At 65.0% G+C, this 15,946-nt stretch carries 14 protein-coding genes and 1 tRNA gene; 5 read left to right on the forward strand and 10 right to left on the reverse strand.

Annotated features, from left to right (window positions below):
* Nucleotides 1–34: 34 nt before the first annotated feature.
* The 8 genes from AC0X69_RS19570 to AC0X69_RS19605 form a co-directional block, all read right to left on the reverse strand.
* Nucleotides 35–265, reverse strand: coding sequence for a hypothetical protein (locus tag AC0X69_RS19570; RefSeq protein WP_482609993.1), 231 nt, complete (start codon nucleotides 263–265; stop codon nucleotides 35–37).
* Between the two features lie 184 nt (nucleotides 266–449).
* On the reverse strand, nucleotides 450–815 hold the full coding sequence (locus tag AC0X69_RS19575) for a HepT-like ribonuclease domain-containing protein (protein ID WP_482609995.1): 366 nt from the start codon (nucleotides 813–815) through the stop codon (nucleotides 450–452).
* On the reverse strand, nucleotides 793–1,089 hold the full coding sequence (locus AC0X69_RS19580; RefSeq protein WP_482609997.1) for a nucleotidyltransferase family protein: 297 nt from the start codon (nucleotides 1,087–1,089) through the stop codon (nucleotides 793–795). The genes AC0X69_RS19575 and AC0X69_RS19580 overlap by 23 nt, the downstream gene beginning before the upstream one ends.
* 56 nt (nucleotides 1,090–1,145) lie before the next feature.
* Nucleotides 1,146–2,150 (reverse strand): WD40 repeat domain-containing protein, encoded by a 1,005-nt coding sequence (locus tag AC0X69_RS19585; protein ID WP_482609999.1) that lies wholly within the window; start codon nucleotides 2,148–2,150, stop codon nucleotides 1,146–1,148.
* Between the two features lie 2 nt (nucleotides 2,151–2,152).
* Entirely contained in the window at nucleotides 2,153–3,382 is a 1,230-nt protein-coding gene (locus AC0X69_RS19590; protein WP_482610001.1) for a hypothetical protein, read from the reverse strand.
* Nucleotides 3,383–3,512: 130 nt separating this feature from the next.
* Nucleotides 3,513–4,712, reverse strand: a complete 1,200-nt coding sequence (gene queG / locus AC0X69_RS19595) for a tRNA epoxyqueuosine(34) reductase QueG (RefSeq protein ID WP_482610003.1) — start codon at nucleotides 4,710–4,712, stop codon at nucleotides 3,513–3,515.
* Nucleotide 4,713: 1 nt separating this feature from the next.
* Entirely contained in the window at nucleotides 4,714–5,913 is a 1,200-nt protein-coding gene (locus tag AC0X69_RS19600; protein ID WP_482610005.1) for a sensor histidine kinase, read from the reverse strand.
* 116 nt (nucleotides 5,914–6,029) lie between these two features.
* Complete coding sequence (locus AC0X69_RS19605) at nucleotides 6,030–6,713, reverse strand: glutathione S-transferase family protein (RefSeq protein ID WP_482610007.1); 684 nt, start codon at nucleotides 6,711–6,713, stop codon at nucleotides 6,030–6,032.
* A gap of 131 nt (nucleotides 6,714–6,844) precedes the next feature.
* On the opposite strand from AC0X69_RS19605, the gene AC0X69_RS19610 reads away from it, so the two are divergent.
* The 3 genes from AC0X69_RS19610 to AC0X69_RS19620 all read left to right on the forward strand — a co-directional run bounded on the left by AC0X69_RS19610 (nucleotide 6,845) and on the right by AC0X69_RS19620 (nucleotide 11,910).
* The gene (locus AC0X69_RS19610) at nucleotides 6,845–7,564 is read left to right on the forward strand and encodes an SIMPL domain-containing protein (protein WP_482610009.1); all 720 of its coding nucleotides are present in this window, start codon (nucleotides 6,845–6,847) and stop codon (nucleotides 7,562–7,564) included.
* Nucleotides 7,565–7,699: 135 nt separating this feature from the next.
* Nucleotides 7,700–8,110: an ArsC/Spx/MgsR family protein gene (locus AC0X69_RS19615; RefSeq protein ID WP_482610011.1), complete on the forward strand. Its 411-nt coding sequence runs from the start codon at nucleotides 7,700–7,702 to the stop codon at nucleotides 8,108–8,110.
* Nucleotides 8,111–8,256: 146 nt separating this feature from the next.
* Nucleotides 8,257–11,910 carry an HAD-IC family P-type ATPase gene (locus tag AC0X69_RS19620; RefSeq protein WP_482610013.1) on the forward strand — a complete coding sequence of 1,218 codons (3,654 nt, stop codon included), beginning with the start codon at nucleotides 8,257–8,259 and terminating at the stop codon, nucleotides 11,908–11,910.
* Between the two features lie 666 nt (nucleotides 11,911–12,576).
* Here AC0X69_RS19620 and AC0X69_RS19625 read toward each other — a convergent pair.
* Nucleotides 12,577–12,652: transfer RNA gene (locus AC0X69_RS19625), tRNA-Ile, on the reverse strand.
* Between the two features lie 115 nt (nucleotides 12,653–12,767).
* Here AC0X69_RS19625 and AC0X69_RS19630 point away from each other — a divergent pair.
* Nucleotides 12,768–13,421: a class II aldolase/adducin family protein gene (locus tag AC0X69_RS19630; RefSeq protein WP_482610015.1), complete on the forward strand. Its 654-nt coding sequence runs from the start codon at nucleotides 12,768–12,770 to the stop codon at nucleotides 13,419–13,421.
* A gap of 131 nt (nucleotides 13,422–13,552) precedes the next feature.
* Here the strand turns inward: AC0X69_RS19630 and mtnA are convergent, their stop codons facing one another.
* On the reverse strand, nucleotides 13,553–14,641 hold the full coding sequence (mtnA, locus tag AC0X69_RS19635; RefSeq protein WP_482610016.1) for an S-methyl-5-thioribose-1-phosphate isomerase: 1,089 nt from the start codon (nucleotides 14,639–14,641) through the stop codon (nucleotides 13,553–13,555).
* 118 nt (nucleotides 14,642–14,759) lie between these two features.
* On the opposite strand from mtnA, the gene AC0X69_RS19640 reads away from it, so the two are divergent.
* The gene (locus AC0X69_RS19640; RefSeq protein ID WP_482610018.1) at nucleotides 14,760–15,944 is read left to right on the forward strand and encodes a GNAT family N-acetyltransferase; all 1,185 of its coding nucleotides are present in this window, start codon (nucleotides 14,760–14,762) and stop codon (nucleotides 15,942–15,944) included.
* Nucleotides 15,945–15,946: the final 2 nt, after the last annotated feature.

The following is a 15,946-nucleotide window of genomic DNA, read 5'->3' on the forward strand; positions in this document are numbered from 1 at the left end:
TCCGCGCCGGCGACGCAACTTGCGTAGGCGCTCCTCAGCTGTGCAGTTCGCGTCCGCCGGGCCAGGCCGGCTCCTTCTTTTCCTCGTAGTCGCTGTAGGCCTTTTTCAGTCCTGTCAGAACCTCGGCGGAGGTCTCGAACATGGCCTTGAGCTGGGGCTCCTCGACCTTAGAGATGTCTTCACGCAGGTGATTGATCGTCTCCTGGAGGCGATTCTGAATTCTCTGAACGTGCTGGTGCGGATTGCTGTCGCTATGCAGGGTCATTGCCGTCATCCTAGCCGTTGCGCGCCGGCGCGAGGGGACACGGCTTTAACCTGTTCTGTCGACAGGAGTTCCTGAGTTTGGCTGGTTTCGTCGCGCGAAGGGCGAGCGTATTGCGGATTCAAGGGCAGGGCGCTGAAGGGGGCGGCCTTGACGCCTGAAGGAAGCGCGGGCGGGTCAGTAAGCGCTATTCGCCTGAACCTGCGAGTTCCTGCTCGACCACCGCCAGTAACTCGGGAAGGCGCTCGTGAACGGTTCTCCAGACAAGCAATTTCTCAACATCTTCATAGTCATGACGAAAAACATTGCCCGCGCCGGCGATGGCGGACCACTCAATGTGGGGATATCGTTCTTTCAGCGCCGCAGGCAGGCGTCTCGACGCCTCCGAAATAATCTCAAGACAACGTGTCACCCCATAAAACACAAGCAGATTGTCGCGAAAGGCTTCGTAGGTGAGACCTTCAACGAAACCGCTGGCGAGGCGGATGTTGTCGCGAATGTCAATAAGCCGTCGATGGGGACCAGATGCCCTAGAAGGCATGAATGGCGTCATTTTCCGCTGCGGGGCGGACATATGGCTTCAGGAACTCGCGATTAACGACATCTACGGGCCCGCTGAAAAGCTCCGCGATGAAGTCCTTCAGTCCAACGTATGAATAAATGTCGCGCACGGCGTCTGGCGCGATCTCGATCATGATGTCGATATCGCTGTCGGGCCGGGCATCGCCGCGCGCGTGAGAGCCAAACAGCGCCGCATGTTGGACGCCGCGCGCGCGGAGAACGGCTTCGTTCTTGCGAAGGATCGCGATAATTTCCTGCCCGGTCATGATGCGCAGTATACCACGGCGATCGTAGTTAGGGCGGCTCAAGGTTTTGAGTTCGTCTACCCCTTCGGGAGCTTCAGCACGCCGGCGTCGCCGTTCTCCGCGCCGAAAGCGAGACGCGAGCCCCTATCGTCCCAGGCGAGCGCGCTGATCCGGGCGCCGTCGTCCTCCTGCGCCGGACGGCGGACGAGAATTTCCGATCCGTCCGAAAGCCGCGCCAGCATGACGAGGCCGTCCTCATAGCCCATTGCCAGGACCAGAGCCGCGGGGTGGAACGCGACGCGCGTTACGATCGCAGAACGGACGCCGCACTCTCGCGGGGCCTGGCCCATCGGACCATCCTTGCCCGCGAATGGCCAGACGATGCAGGCGTCGGCGCCTGACGTCGCCAGCCACTTCCCATCATGCGACCAGGAAAAGCTGCGCGTTTTTCCCGGATAGCCGGCCATGCGCATGTGCTTGGCGTCGGCGAGCCGCCATCCATGCAGGGCGTTTTCCTGCATCGAGGTGACGAGAAAGCGCCCATCGGGGGAAATCGTCGCGTCGAGGTGCGAGCCCGCCCAGGCGAGCGTCTCCGGCTTGCCAGCGTTGGGGAACCACAGCGTCGCGCCGCCGTAATGGGCGATCGCCAGCCTGTAACCTTTGGGAAAAAACGCCAGACCGCGCGAGGACGACGGCAGTTCGAGCGACTTTTCCTCACCCTTGGCGGAGCGCGCGCGCGCCGTCTTTCCAGCCGTCCAGGCGACCGCGCCGGCATGCGCGGCGATAGCGTCGATCCATTTGCCCTTCTCGTCGCCGAGGACTTCAATGACGCCATTGGCGTCGGTGGCTACGACGCGGCCGTCATCGCCGCCCGTAATGAGCCGATCGCCGTCCCGCGCCGCGACGAGGATCGCGGCGTCCTCATGCGCCGGAATGCGACGTCCTTCGGCGCCTTCGCCGAAATGCAGCGTTCCATCGGCGAGCGCAAAGACCGGCGCGCCGTCGAGGAACGCCGCGGCGACGACCGCTTCGCCGAGCCCGGTCGTTTCGACGTTGTCGGTAAGTGAGGGAGACAGCGCCACGGCTATGCGCGATCCTCGGCTGGCGCGCCCCAGCCGATGGGCACGCGCGGACGGCGTTTACGGAACTGGCCGCGCATGACCAGGGCGAAGGCGATGGCGTCCAACCCCGCGAGCGTCAGCCACCAGAGCTGTTCGGCGGCGGGGCCGAACAGGCTGATGGCGAAGCCCGCACCAAGTCCGCCGAGAAGAAAGGGCGCGAGCGCCGGACGCGATTGGCCGACGAACAGGCTGGCGCGAGCGGCGACAAGCGCCGCGGCTGCGGCGCCGAGCACGCCGAGATCGAACCAGATCTTGAAGATCAGGCTGCGCGGCGTAGCGGGAGTCAGATAGCCGCCGAGCACGCCCCAGGTCGCCGAGCCGAAGCCGTGACCGATCAGCGTGCGCCAGCCGTCGGCCTCGATCATCTGGCCCCAGAAGGCGAGATGTCTGAAGAAGCCGGGCGGCTGCTCGGGCCAGATCAGATAGGTCGTATAAGCGGCGAGCGGCGCAAGCAGCACGATCGCGGCCATGAGCGCCGCAAGAACCATCGACATCAGCCGGGCGCGGCCGAAGGCGGCGGCGAAGACGGCTCCTCCCGCAGCCAGCGCCGACATGGCGTTTGGCGCGCTGGAGAGATAGCAGGCGATCGCCGTCGCGACCGCCAGCGCCGCGGCCGAATACCACCGCCCGCGCACGGCGAGCGCGCCCATCGCCGGCCAGACCAGCAAAGCCAGACCAAGCCCTGCGCGGCCGAGCGGTCCGACATCGAGAATGTCGTCGAGCGTATATTGCGGTTTCAGCAGCAAGGTGACGGCCGCGAGCGCGATCGTCGCCGCGGCGACGCCAATCGGCAGCAGGTTGAGGTTGGAGGTCTTCGTGCGTAGCGGCAGAAATCCGGTGGCGAGCGCAACCAGAGCGAGCGTCGCCGCGATCTTGGCGAAGCGCTCCGCCGGTCCGTCGAACGGCGTCCAGAGCAGCGAAAGCGCCGTCCAGGCGGCGAGCAGCAGGGCGGCGAGGAAGGGCGGCGAGAGCAGGATGGACCGCATCGAGCGCGCCGATCCTTCGTGCGGGGTGAGCGTCGCGGAGGCGAGCAGCAGCGCCGCCCCGATCGGCAGCAGCACATACACGGTCTGACGCGCCAGAATGGGCGCGATGAGTGAGATCACGAACAACAAAAACACGCCGATCCGCAGCAGGAGACGTGAAGCCTCCTCTGCGGGTTCATCGGTATTGCGGCGCGAAAGCACAGACATGGAAGGGGAGCGCTCGAGTCGGGATCCATCTTAGAGATTAGAACGAAATCGCCGGCGAGTAGCCTGCCGCAACGCGGCAAATGTGGCCATGACCCCAATTTTTCGCCGACTGTTGCGCTTTTGCCCGGGGTCAGACCGCTTGGCGCCATTCCTCAGCGACCGCCTCGTCGCATTCGGCCGCCACTCTGTGCCGACGAAGTTCGATTAAGCGCGCCGGCGCCAATCTCCCGAGCGCCCAAATTGCGGCGCCCCGGACGATGCCGACGGCGTCGTCGATCAGCCTCTCGGCCTCCTCGGCAAGCTCCGGCCGGGCCGAGTTGCCGATGGCGATCAGGACATTGCGCAAGAAGCGGTCGCGACCTATGCGCTTGATCGGCGAACCCGCAAAAAGCGCTCGAAACGCCGCGTCGTCGAGTCGCGCCAGTTGCGCGAGGGGCGGAGACTTAAATTCGGCCCGGGCGGCGAGCTTCGCCTCGCGTCCGGCGCGGGCGTATTTGTTCCAAGGGCAGACCGCGAGACAATCGTCACAGCCATAGACGCGATTGCCGATCCCGGCGCGAAGTTCGAGCGGAATAGGGCCCTTGTGCTCGATCGTCAGATACGAGACGCAGCGCCGTGCGTCGATCTGGTAGGGCGCGGGAAAGGCCGCCGTCGGACAGATGTCGAGACATTTACTGCAGGAGCCGCAATGGTCGCTTTCGGGCGGGTCGGGACGGAGCCGAACATTCGTGAAGATCGCGCCGAGGAAGAGCCAGGAGCCGAAATCGCGCGAGACGAGATTGGTGTGTTTCCCTTGCCACCCGACTCCAGCGGTCTGTGCGAGCGGCTTCTCCATGACGGGCGCTGTGTCGACGAACACCTTGGCGTCGCCTTCGCCGGCGCGCTTAAGCATGAATCCGGCGAGTTGTTTCAGCCTGCCCTTGATGATGTCGTGATAATCGCGGTTGCGCGCATAGACGGAGATTGTCGCGCACTCCGGCCTCGCAAGCGAAGCGAGGGGATCTTCACCCGGCCCGTAATTCAGACCGAGCAAGACGAGACTTGCCGCTTCCGGCCAGAGCTGGCGCGGCGCGGCGCGCCGCTCGGCGGTCTCGCCCATCCAGCTCATGTCGCCGTGGGCGCCTCGCTGCAGCCAGGCGCGTAACCGCTCGCCATGCTCGGGCGCCACATTGGCGTCCGCGAAACGGCAGACATCGAAGCCAAGCTCGAAAGCGCGGACCCGGATCGCCTCTTCGAGCTTTGATGTTGCGCCGGTCTTTCCCACGAGCCGCTCTCGATCGTCGTGTTTCGGCGGCGAAGCAGTCGACGCATTCGAGAAGGGCGCGTGCATGTCAGGATGGCGCCTGTAGAGGAATCGAGACGATGAACTCAGTCCCTGGATCATGTTTCTTCATTTCGATCGTCGCGTTGAGCTGACGCGTGAATGAAGCAATAATCCGCATGCCGAGCCCTTTTTGATCGCGGGGATCGACGTCGTCGGGCATGCCGGAGCCTTCGTCGCGCACCGAGACGATGAAGTTGTCGCCTTCGCCGCGCGCGACTTTCACCGTGATGATTCCCGACTGGCTTGCGTAAGCGTATTTCGCCGCATTGGCGATGAGTTCATTAACGATAAGGGCGGTAGAGACCGCCCGATCAGTTGCAACGACGATACATTGCTCGATCTCGGTGCGCACGTCGCATTGCGCGACGCTTTCATCCAGATCATGACACAACGCCTCGATGTATTTGCCGACGTCCATACGCTCGACGTCAGAGCCCCGAGACAGCTGGTCATGCGCCTTTGCGATGGCGTCGACGCGATGAGAGGCCTCGTTGAGAAGTTCGGACGCCTCCGCGTCGTCAGCATCATTGGCTTGCAGCCGGAGCATGCCGCCGACGATCGCGAGGCTGTTCTTGACGCGATGATTCATCTCTTTGAGCAGCGCTTCGTTACGGGTAAGCGCCTCTCTCAGCTTGCGCTCCTCGCGCTCGCGTTCGATCGCCATGCCAAGAATATTCGCGGCGCCTTGCAGAAAAGCGATGTCCTGCTCCACGAACTCGGTTTGCACGCGGCTGTCGACCTCCAGGACGCCAAAGGGCTTTCCATCGCCCTGCAAGATGACGTTCATGGCCCGTGTTATGCCGTGGCGCTGCAGGAGCTCGGGAGTCTTGAACCGCGTCTCGTTCTCGAGATGATTGGAGATGACGGGCTTGCCGCTGTGCAATGCGTAGCCTGCCGGAGAATTGAGTTCCGCGTCAATTCTTGCAACGCCGACGACTCCAGGACTCCAGCCCACGCCGGCGCGCACCAGAAACTGGTTCTCGGAGGGGAGCAGCTCAAGCACTTTGCAGAATTCCGCGTCGAGCCCGAGCGCCGTCAGCCGCACCGTATCGCTAAGCAATTGATTGAGCGAAGCGCCTTGAAGTGCGGAGACGCCAAGCTCCGCGAGGATTTCCTGTTGCCGAATCCGTTGTTTCAGCCCATGCGCAGCGTCTCCGTCCGCCTCCGGCTGAAACTTCTCACGCTCGCGCTCGTTGGGTATGCTCATACGACGGTCCCACTTCGGGCTGCATACTTGCCCAATTCCACACGACGCCTGTCAAGCGCGGCCGCATGGCGGGTCGCGCGTCAGCGGCGCCTGAACGGTCTGGACCAATTGGAGAATTAGAAGTCCAACTCCGCGTAGAAGCGCCCGGGCGTGAGGCCCGGCGCCCTATAGGCCAATAACGGGCGGAATGCCGGCCGCGACTTGATGCGCTGATACCAGTGTTTCGCCGCTTCATCCTCTTCCCAAGGCGCGTCGCCGAGATAATCGGCGCAGGATATATGCGCGGCCGCGGCGAAATCGGCATAGGTCAAGTGATCGCCTGCAAGCCAGTTGCGCGTCGTGGTGAGATAGCCAATGTAGCGCATATGGTGGCGAATGTTGGCGCGCGCCACCCGCACCACGTCCATATCGGGCGCGCCGCCCGGAGGCGCATAGCGCTTATAGACTTTCTCGGTCATCAACCAATTCGTGACCTCGTCAAAGAATTTGACGTTGAACCAGTCGACGAGCCGACGCGTCTCTATGCGCGCCGACATTGCCTGCGGCAGGAGTCTTTGCGCGCCGCGTTCCGCGCCATAGGTCTCGTCTAGATATTCGGCGATCAGATTGGCCCCAGGCGCAATGACGCCGTTGTCGTCGACAAGGACCGGAGTGCGGCCGGCAGGATCGAGGGCGAGAAACTCAGGGCGGCGATCGCTCACGCGCTCTTCGATGAGCGTGACGTCTATTCCGTATTCGGACAGGACGAGCCGGATAAAGCGCGAATGAGGGCAGAGCGGATGATGGTAAAGCGTGGGCATGAGGACTTTTCGAAAGCTCGCGGAGCGACGTTCGCCCCCGCTTCTGTATGCTGTTTTGGGTTAGCGCCGCTAGCCGGCGGTTTTGCGGCTTTGATGAGCTCATTGGCGCGCAGCTTTTGCTAGGATATGCCATGATTCGTTCGCTCTTCGCACTTTCGATTGGCCTGATGCTGTTCACGGCCGCTGCGCACGCCGACACGCTGAAGGACGGCGTTCCAAATCTCTCAGTCGTTGGCGAGGCTTACGAGGACGTCGCGCCCGACCTGGCGATTTTGCGCTTCGGCGTCGTCACCGAACGGCCGTCGGCCGCCGACGCCGCGGCCGAAGATGCGCGCGCGGTTGAAGCCGTTCTCGCTGAACTTCGGAAACTGGGCGTTCCCGACGCCGATGTGCAGACGCAAGGCGTGACGCTGACCCCCGTGACGACCGAAGAGCGAGATCCAAAGACCGGCAAGGTCAGGACATCGCAGAAGTTTTTCCGCGCGCGACACGACCTGCGGGTGCATGTTGCGCCGATCGACAAGGCGGGCGAAATCGCCGGAAGTTTGATCGACAAGGGCGTCAACAGCTTCGAAGGGATCGATTTCGAGATCGCGCATCCGAAGCAGAGGCTCGACGAGCTGCGGCGGGAAGCGGTCAAGGATGCGGAACGCCAGGCGAAGATCTACGCGGAAGCGGCGGGTCTGCGGCTGTCGCGGGTGCTCGAAATTCGTCCGTTCGAGGAGGTCGAGGCGCGCGGGCGCGCCTATGCGGCGAAGGCCGGCGCGCCCGGCGCGCCCGAAATGCCCGTGCGTCCGGGACTTCTGCGGCTCTCCGCGCGGGTGAACATGGTCTGGGCGCTCTCGCGCTAGTTGCGATCTGCCCGTCAAAGCGGCGCAAACCCGCGCCGCGTGCTCGCAATTTGTTCGTGCTTGGCTGTTTCGCAGCGCACAATTGCGCGCTAAGCTTGGGTCGGCGACTGGCGGTCGGGAACAGAGAGGTCGCGCATGGCTCATGTCATTTTCTACGAGAAGCCGGGCTGCGCCGGCAACGCGCAGCAAAAGGCGCTGCTGCGCGCCTCCGGACACGAACTCGAGGTGCGCAACCTCCTGACCGAACCCTGGAGTTCATCGAGCCTGCGTCCCTATTTCGGCGCCAAGCCGGTGCGGGAATGGTTCAACGCCTCATCGCCGCGCATCAAATCGGGGGAGGTCGATCCCGACAAAGTCACGCCGCAGCAGGCGCTGGTGATGATGATCGTCGACCCGCTGCTGATCCGCCGCCCGCTTATGCGCATCGGCGATCATTGCGAGGCGGGTTTCGACTCGGCCGCGGTCGATCAGTGGATCGGCCTCAAGCGCACGGAAGAGACCGTCGGCGACGTGTGCGTGCGCTCCATCGCCAACGACGCATTCTGAGCCCGCTCGCGCGCTTTATGCCATAAGCGCTGCCAAAGCCTCCCATAAGAACCATATGTTATGCAGCGCCTTCGGCCGTGCCGGAGGCGTTCTGTCGCCGCGCCTGCGGAGAGCGTGCGGAAAGCCGCGGAGGAGAAAAACTACGCATGGAGCCTTCGGCTGAAGCAAAGGAATTCTGGGCGCTTGGAGCCGACGCCGCGCTCGAGCGCCTGGGCGCATCCCGTCTGGGTTTGAGCCAGGCTGAGGCGGAAAGGCGACTCGCCGTCCACGGCCCCAATCGCCTCCCGGTCGGCAGACGGCGCAGCGCGCTGACGCGTTTCGCACTGCAGTTCCATAATGTGTTGATCTATGTCCTGATTGCGTCTGCCGTCGTCACGGCGCTCATGCAGCATTGGGTCGACACCGCCGTCATCGTCGCGGTCGTCGTCATCAACGCCATCATCGGCTTCATTCAGGAGGGCAAGGCGGAACGGGCCATGGAGGCCGTCCGCAACATGCTCTCGTCGCAAGCCACCGTGGTCCGGGACGGGCAGCGCGTCGTCATCGACGCGAGCGCGGTCGCGCCGGGCGACATCGTCTATGTCCAGTCGGGCGACAGGATACCGGCCGATATCCGACTGATAAGAGTCAAATCGCTGAAAGTGCAGGAATCGGCGCTCACCGGCGAGTCTTTGCCGGTCGACAAGGACGCGGCGCCGGTCGCGGCGGATGCGGCGCTGGGCGATCGCGCCTGCATGGCCTATTCGGGCACGGTTGTGACCTATGGTCAGGCGTCAGGCGTCGTTGTCGCCACGGGCGCCGCGACGGAGATCGGGCGCATCAACGCCATGCTGGCGGAAGTGGAGACGCTCTCCACGCCGTTGCTGCAGCGCATGGACGAATTCGCGCGATGGCTCACCGTCGTCATTCTCGTCGTGTCCGCCGGCGTCTTCGCCTTTGGCTCGCTGGTCTGGGGTTTCGACGCCGGCGAGATGTTCATGGCGGCGGTCGGTTTGGCCGTCTCGGCCATTCCGGAGGGCCTGCCGGCCATCATCACCATTACGCTGGCGATCGGCGTGGAGCGCATGGCGCGGCGCAAGGCGATCATCCGCCAATTGCCGGCGGTCGAGACGCTCGGCGCGGTGAGCACGATCTGCTCCGATAAGACGGGCACGCTGACGCTCAACGAACTGATCGTCCGCTCGATCGTCACCTCTGGCGGGGCCTATGAGACGACAGGCGCGGGCTATGACCCGCACGGCGGATTCTTGCGCAACGGCAAGGATGTCGTCGTCGGCGAGGACGTTCATTTGGCCTTGGCCCTGCGCCCAGTCGCGCTCTGCAACGACGCCGCGCTGCGGGAGAAGGACGGCGTCTGGAGCATCGAGGGCGATCCGACCGAAGGCGCCTTGCTCGCCGCCGCCGTGAAAGGCGGCGTGAACCTGGAAAAGCTGGCGCTGGAACTGCCCCGTACGGACGAGATTCCGTTTGAATCGCAGCATCGCTTCATGGCGACGCTGCATCACGACCATGAGGGCGTCGGCTATATTTTCGTCAAAGGCGCGCCCGAGCGGCTGCTCGAGATGTGCTTCTGGGAGCAGGGCGTGCGCGGGGAGCAGGTTCCGATCGACTGCGCCTGCTGGCTCGACCGCATCGTTAATCTGGCCACGCGCGGGCAGCGCGTCCTGGCGGTCGCCTCCAAGAAAGCCGACGAGGGGCAGCAGCAGCTCTCGTTCGACGACGTCGAGTCCGGGCTCGTGTTCGTCGGGCTCATCGGCTTGGTCGATCCGCCGCGTCCAGAGGCCGTCGAAGCGATCCGCGAATGCGCGACGGCCGGCATGTCCGTCAAGATGATTACCGGCGATCACGCGGCGACAGCGACGGCCATCGCCCGCGAACTCGGTCTGCAACGGCCTGAAGCGGTGCTCACCGGCCGCGATCTCGACGACCTCAGCGACGACGACCTCGGCGACGCGGTGAGCGCCACGACGGTGTTCGCGCGCACCAGTCCGGAACATAAGCTGCGGCTCGTTCAGTCTTTGCAGAAGCGCGGCGAAATCGTCGCGATGACCGGCGACGGCGTGAACGACGCGCCCGCTTTAAAGCGCGCCGACATCGGCATCGCCATGGGCGTCAAAGGCACCGAGGCCGCCAAGGAGGCGGCGGAAATGGTGCTCGCCGACGACAATTTCGCGTCGATCGTGCACGCGGTGCATGAAGGCCGCGTCGTTTACGAGAATCTAAAGAAGACCATTCTCTACATCCTGCCGACCAACGGCGGCGAGGGTCTCACCGTCATCGCGGCGATCGCGATGGGCGAGACCCTGCCCGTGACTCCGGTGCAGATTCTCTGGATAAATCTGATCACCGCCGTCACGCTTGGCCTCGCGCTCGCGTTTGAGCCGCCGACCAAGGGCGTCATGCTGCGCCCGCCGCGCTCTTCGAGCGAGCCGATCCTGTCCCGCTATTTCGTATGGCGGATCGTGTTCGTATCTTTGCTGATGCTGCTCGCGACCTTCGGCCTCTATGAGCTTGAGAAGGCGCGAGGCATGGGGCTCGACAGCGCGCGAACGGTCGCCGTCAACACGCTCGTCGCCTGCGAAGTCGCTTACCTCTTCAATGCGCGCTTCCTGTCCGAGTCGTCGTTGTCGCTGAAGGGCCTCTTTGGCAGTCGCGCGGTGCTGATTTCCGTCGCCATCGTCGTCGTGCTGCAGGCGATGTTCACCTATCTGCCGTTCATGCAGGCGTTGTTCAACACGACGCCGCTCGACCCGGAGATCTGGTGGCATATCGTCGGCGCGAGCGTCGTGCTCTTTCTGCTCGTCGAGGTCGAAAAAGCCATCTTCCGGTCGGCGGCGCACACTCCCGCGCCGCGCGGCGCGCTCGTCCCCCAGGCCCCCGGCGCAGCGGCCGTCATCGCCGCCGGCGATTGGGTTCGGCCTGTCGTCGCCGGCCTGTTGGGACTGCTCCTCATCGTCGTTAGCGGCGCGTTCTATCTTCACACGCGCGTCAGTCTCATGCGCGAGGAAGCGCCGATTGCGGGCGCCCCGGCGGCCCGAACGGTCGTCGTCAGCGGCGTGATCGCGCCAATGTCGCAGACGCCGGTCGCCGCGCCTGCGGCAGGCGTGATCGCGAAGCTCTCCTGCGACGTCGGCGCCAAAGTGGAGAAGGGCGAGACATGCGCGACGCTCGATGCGCGTTCCCTCGACGAGGCCTTGGCGCGCGAGAGAAGCGCGCTGGCCGCCGCTGAGCGGCGGCTGGCGCAGCGTCAGAGCGCGCAGGCGCGGGCGCAGTCGAACCTCGAAACGCTGGAGGCGCGCGCCGGACGTCGCGCCGCGAGCCGCAAGACGCTCGCCAGCGCCCGTCGCGCCCTGGCGCGCGCGCAGGCGCAGGTGCAGCGCGCCGAGGCTGAAGTCGCGCAGCGTCGGGAGGCGGCGGCGAAGGCGGAGGCGGGACGCGCCGGCGCCGAGGTGAAAGCGCCCGTCGCGGGCTTTATTGTCGAGCGCAGGGCCGCCGTCGGCGCGCGCGTCGTCGCTGGCGCCCCGCTGTTCGTCATCGCCGACGCCCAAAGAGTTCGCCTTAATGCGAGGGCGGAAGGCAAGGAAGCGCTCGCGATCGTTCCAGGCGCCAATGTGTTGCTCTCGAACCCCGCGGCGCCCGAGCGCACTTTCGCCGGCAAGGTCGTCGAGGCGCGTCGGCAGTCACAAGAAAGCGCAGTCGTCGACGTCGTGATCGAGGCGAGCAATCCCGATCTGGCGTTGCGGCCGGGAATGGAGGCTTCGGCGCGGATCGAGATCGTAGAGAGCGAGGCGGCGTTGTAGCCATAAGGAATGGTGGAACGGCTTACACGCTGGGTCTGGTGAGGGGCGGTAAGACTCCGCCCCGCACCATTTATCGCTGTCTGAATGCCTCGCTCGCCACGCCATGGCTGGCGAGTGTCGAATAGGAGCGGCCCCTATGAGCAGACCCAGACCCAGCCGCCGGGAATCGGTCGCCAGCAGCGGCCTACGCCGTAGGGATACCAACGGCCGCCCCAGTAGCGCCCGCGTCCCCAGCCGCGATGGCCCCAACCTCTGCGACCATGGTCCCAGCCACCGCCACGCCGCCAGCCGCCGCCTCGACCGTCCCATCCGCCTTTACGGCCGCCATCCCAGCCGCCGTCCCGATGACTGCCTCCTCCATGCCCGCCGCCTCCATGCCCGCCGCCTCCGCCGTGTCCGCCGCCGCGACCTGCGAGAACAGTCGACGGAAGCGCCAAGGCGCCGAGCAATGCGAGCAAAATAGCCAGTCTGCGAAGCATTAGCTTCCTCCTGTTGAATCGTAAGCAGAGCGCTATGGCGTCTGCTGGTTGGCTGTCGGGTGGAAGCAGGGTAACTACGTCACTTGTCTTGGACGGCAATTGACGAACGCCCGTTTTCTTTCAAACGGATCTGCGCGCGGCTCTGACGATTTTTCGGGCCGTCGAAGCTCGAGATGTGCAGCTTGGGTGGTGGGCCGGGCAGGACTCGAACCTGCAACCAGACCGTTATGAGCGGCCGGCTCTAACCATTGAGCTACCGGCCCCGAGACGGGGACGCCCCTCCTATACCGCAACCCGAGCACGCGCAATATCGCCCCGCCTTTCCGGTCGTCCCTCGGCGCTTGTCATGAGCGGCGCCGCGCCTGTAAGGCTTGCCGCATGAACGAGCGCGAGGAGCGCGCGGCGATCGTCGAGGCCGCGCAGGAGATGGAGCGGTTGGGGCTCAATCACGGCTCCGCCGGCAATCTGTCGTTGCGGGTGGGCGACGCCGCGCTTGTCACGCCGAGCGGCGTTCCGAGCCGCGAACTCTCGCCGGAGGCGATCGCGCGCATGCCGCTTGCCGGCGAAGGCGTGTTCGACGGTCCCTTGCCGCCCTCGAGCGAGTGGCGCTTTCATCTCGACATCTATCGCGCGCGGCCGGATGTGAACGCGATCGTCCATATGCATTCGCCCTATGCGACGACGATCGCGACGTTGCGGCGCGACATTCCCGCCGTGCATTACATGATCGCGGCTTTCGGCGGTCCCACTGTGCGCTGCGTGGATTATGCGCCTTACGGAACGGCGGAGCTGTCGCAGCTCGCCGTCGCGGGGCTGAAGGATCGGGACGGCGTGCTGCTCGCCAATCACGGCGCCATCGTCACGGGCGCGAATATGCGCAGAACTCTATGGCGCGCGGTGGAGCTCGAAGCGCTCGCGCAGGTCTTCTACCTCGGCGCGCTCGCCGGCGAGCCGGTCGTGCTTTCCGATGAGGAGATCATGCGCACGGTGGAGCGCTTCAAGAATTACGGAACGCGCGAGACGACAAAGTAGCACCTTTGTCATTCCCGGGAGGCCGAAGGACTAACCGGGAATCCAGTTCAACGTCTTCATGATGGCTTGTTCTGGATTCCCGATCGCGCTGCGCGCGTCGGGAGTGACTAGAGTCGGCAGCGTCAATGCGGCTAACCGGCAAGGTCCGGGAACAATCCCTTCAGCCCTTCTTCCGTCGCCGCGCAGACGCCGCGCTCGGTGATCAGCCCCGTGACGAAGCGCGACGGCGTCACGTCGAAGCCGAAATTGCGCGCCGGGGAACCGTCGGGCGTGAGCTGAATTTCGATCGGCGCGCCGTCGGCGTTGCGTCCGCTGATATGCGTCACTTCGCGCGCGCTGCGCTCTTCGATCGGGATATCGCGGACGCCGTCGGCGATGCGCCAGTCGACGGTCGACGACGGCAGCGCGACATAGAATGGCACGTCATTGTCATGCGCCGCGAGCGCCTTGAGATAGGTGCCAATCTTGTTGCACACGTCGCCGGCGCGCGTCGTCCGGTCGCTGCCGACGATGACGAGATCGACGAGCCCGTGCTGCATGAGATGACCGCCGGCGTTGTCGGCGATGATCGTGTGCGGAATCTCTTCGCCCAGCAGTTCGAAGGCGGTGAGGCTTGCGCCTTGATTGCGCGGACGGGTCTCGTCGACCCAGACATGAATGGGCGCGCCCTGCCGCGCAGCCGTATAGATCGGCGCCAGCGCCGTGCCCCAGTCGACGGTCGCGAGCCAGCCGGCGTTGCAATGGGTGAGAATGTTGATCGGACCGTCGCCCCGGCGCGCCCTGTCGATGAGTTCGGCGCCGGCGCTGCCGATGGCTTGGCAGGCGGCCACGTCTTCTTCCGCGATCTTGCCGGCTTCGGCATAGGCGAGGTCGGCCCGCGCCGATGGCGGCGTCGCGAGCAGCGCCGCGCGTAGCCGGTCGAGCGCCCAGCGCAGATTGACGGCCGTCGGCCGCGTGGCGAGCAGCAGCGCATGGGCGCTTTCGATCGCCGAGTCGCTTGGATCGCGCGCGGCGGCGAGGGCCATGCCATAGGCGCCCGTCACGCCGATCAGCGGCGCGCCGCGCACCGTCATATCGCGGATGGCGGCGGCGGCGTCTTCGCAGTTCGCGAGCGCTTTCGTCTCGAATCGGTGCGGCAGCCTTGTCTGGTCGATGACGTGGACCCGCCGCCCGTCTGAGTCGAGCCAGATCGTTCTGTAGTCGCGGCCGTTGATTCTCATGTTTTTCGTTCTGCCTGCTCAAAAGTCGCGCTTGGATGACGCCGTTGTTCGCGCCATGTTAGAGGGCGCCGCGACGGCATGCTAGAAGCCTATCGAACGCGGCTGCTCCACTGGACACATGGCGCAAAGATTATCGGTTCGATACGCCGAATCGCTCGACTGCGTCGCGGCCGCAGCATGGGACGCGTGCGCGAATCCCGCAGCCCTGCCGGATTCGGTCGGCGAGCGATACAATCCTTTCGTTTCGCACGCCTTCCTGCGCGCGCTTGAATCGTCGACGTCGGTCGGCGCGCGCGCCGGATGGCGGCCCGCGCATACGCTGGTCGAGGATTCGCTGGGGCGTCTTGTCGCCTGTGCGCCGGCCTATATCAAATCGCATAGCCTCGGCGAATATGTGTTCGATCAGAGCTGGGCGCAGGCCTATGAGCTTGCCGGCGGGCGCTATTATCCGAAGATCCAGGTCGCGGCGCCCTTTACGCCGGTCACAGGGCGCCGGCTGCTGGTCGCGAAGGACGCGCCGGCGGGCGCGCGCGAGGCGCTGATCGCGGGGTTGCTGGAGTTGCGCAAAGCGAGCGGCGCGTCGTCCATCCATGTCACCTTCTGCACGGAGGAGGAGTGCGCCGCGCTGAGCGGCGCGGGGTTCATCTCTCGCGCCGGAGAACAATTCCACTTCGTCAATGAAGGCTACGCCGACTTCGAGGATTTTCTGTCACGGCTCACGGCGCGCAAGCGCAAGGCGATCAGGCGCGAGCGGCGCGAAGCGCTTTGCGACGACCTAGAGATCGATCTGCTCACCGGGAGCGACATTCGTCCGCAGCACTGGGACTCGTTTTTCGAGTTCTATATGGACACCGGCGCGCGCAAATGGGGCCGGCCGTATCTGACCCGCGCGTTCTTCGACGAGGTCGGGGTAAGCATGGCGGACCGCATCCTGCTGGTGATGGCGCGCCGCGGCGCCCGGCATATCGCCGGCGCGATCAATTTCCTCGGCGACGACGCCATCTACGGGCGCAATTGGGGCGCGCTCGAGCCGCTGCCGTTTCTCCATTTCGAGGTCTGCTACTATCAGGCGATCGACTATGCGATCCGCCACGGCTTCAAGCGCGTCGAGGCCGGCGCGCAGGGCGAGCACAAGATCGCGCGCGGCTATCGGCCGGTGATCACCCATTCGGCCCATCGCTTCGCCGACCCGCGCCTCGCCGAGGCGGTGTCCGCCTATCTGGCGCGCGAGCGCGCCGCGGTCACGGAATGGACCGCCGAGCATGCGGCCGAGCTTCCCTTCAAGACTGAGGAGGGCGGCTGATT

This window comes from Methylocystis sp. Uni0008, from assembly GCF_056838045.1.

What these genes read in the sequence shown, in the direction of transcription:
- AC0X69_RS19610 (WP_482610009.1), top strand. Translation starts at nt 6,845, where the DNA reads ATGATTCGTTCGCTCTTCGCACTTTCGATTGGCCTGATGCTGTTCACG.
- AC0X69_RS19640 (WP_482610018.1), top strand. Translation starts at nt 14,760, where the DNA reads ATGGCGCAAAGATTATCGGTTCGATACGCCGAATCGCTCGACTGCGTC.
- AC0X69_RS19570 (WP_482609993.1), bottom strand. Translation starts at nt 265, where the DNA reads ATGACCCTGCATAGCGACAGCAATCCGCACCAGCACGTTCAGAGAATT.
- AC0X69_RS19615 (WP_482610011.1), top strand. Translation starts at nt 7,700, where the DNA reads ATGGCTCATGTCATTTTCTACGAGAAGCCGGGCTGCGCCGGCAACGCG.
- AC0X69_RS19580 (WP_482609997.1), bottom strand. Translation starts at nt 1,089, where the DNA reads ATGACCGGGCAGGAAATTATCGCGATCCTTCGCAAGAACGAAGCCGTT.
- mtnA (WP_482610016.1), bottom strand. Translation starts at nt 14,641, where the DNA reads ATGAGAATCAACGGCCGCGACTACAGAACGATCTGGCTCGACTCAGAC.
- AC0X69_RS19590 (WP_482610001.1), bottom strand. Translation starts at nt 3,382, where the DNA reads ATGTCTGTGCTTTCGCGCCGCAATACCGATGAACCCGCAGAGGAGGCT.
- AC0X69_RS19600 (WP_482610005.1), bottom strand. Translation starts at nt 5,913, where the DNA reads ATGAGCATACCCAACGAGCGCGAGCGTGAGAAGTTTCAGCCGGAGGCG.
- AC0X69_RS19575 (WP_482609995.1), bottom strand. Translation starts at nt 815, where the DNA reads ATGACGCCATTCATGCCTTCTAGGGCATCTGGTCCCCATCGACGGCTT.
- AC0X69_RS19605 (WP_482610007.1), bottom strand. Translation starts at nt 6,713, where the DNA reads ATGCCCACGCTTTACCATCATCCGCTCTGCCCTCATTCGCGCTTTATC.
- AC0X69_RS19630 (WP_482610015.1), top strand. Translation starts at nt 12,768, where the DNA reads ATGAACGAGCGCGAGGAGCGCGCGGCGATCGTCGAGGCCGCGCAGGAG.
- AC0X69_RS19620 (WP_482610013.1), top strand. Translation starts at nt 8,257, where the DNA reads ATGGAGCCTTCGGCTGAAGCAAAGGAATTCTGGGCGCTTGGAGCCGAC.
- queG (WP_482610003.1), bottom strand. Translation starts at nt 4,712, where the DNA reads ATGCACGCGCCCTTCTCGAATGCGTCGACTGCTTCGCCGCCGAAACAC.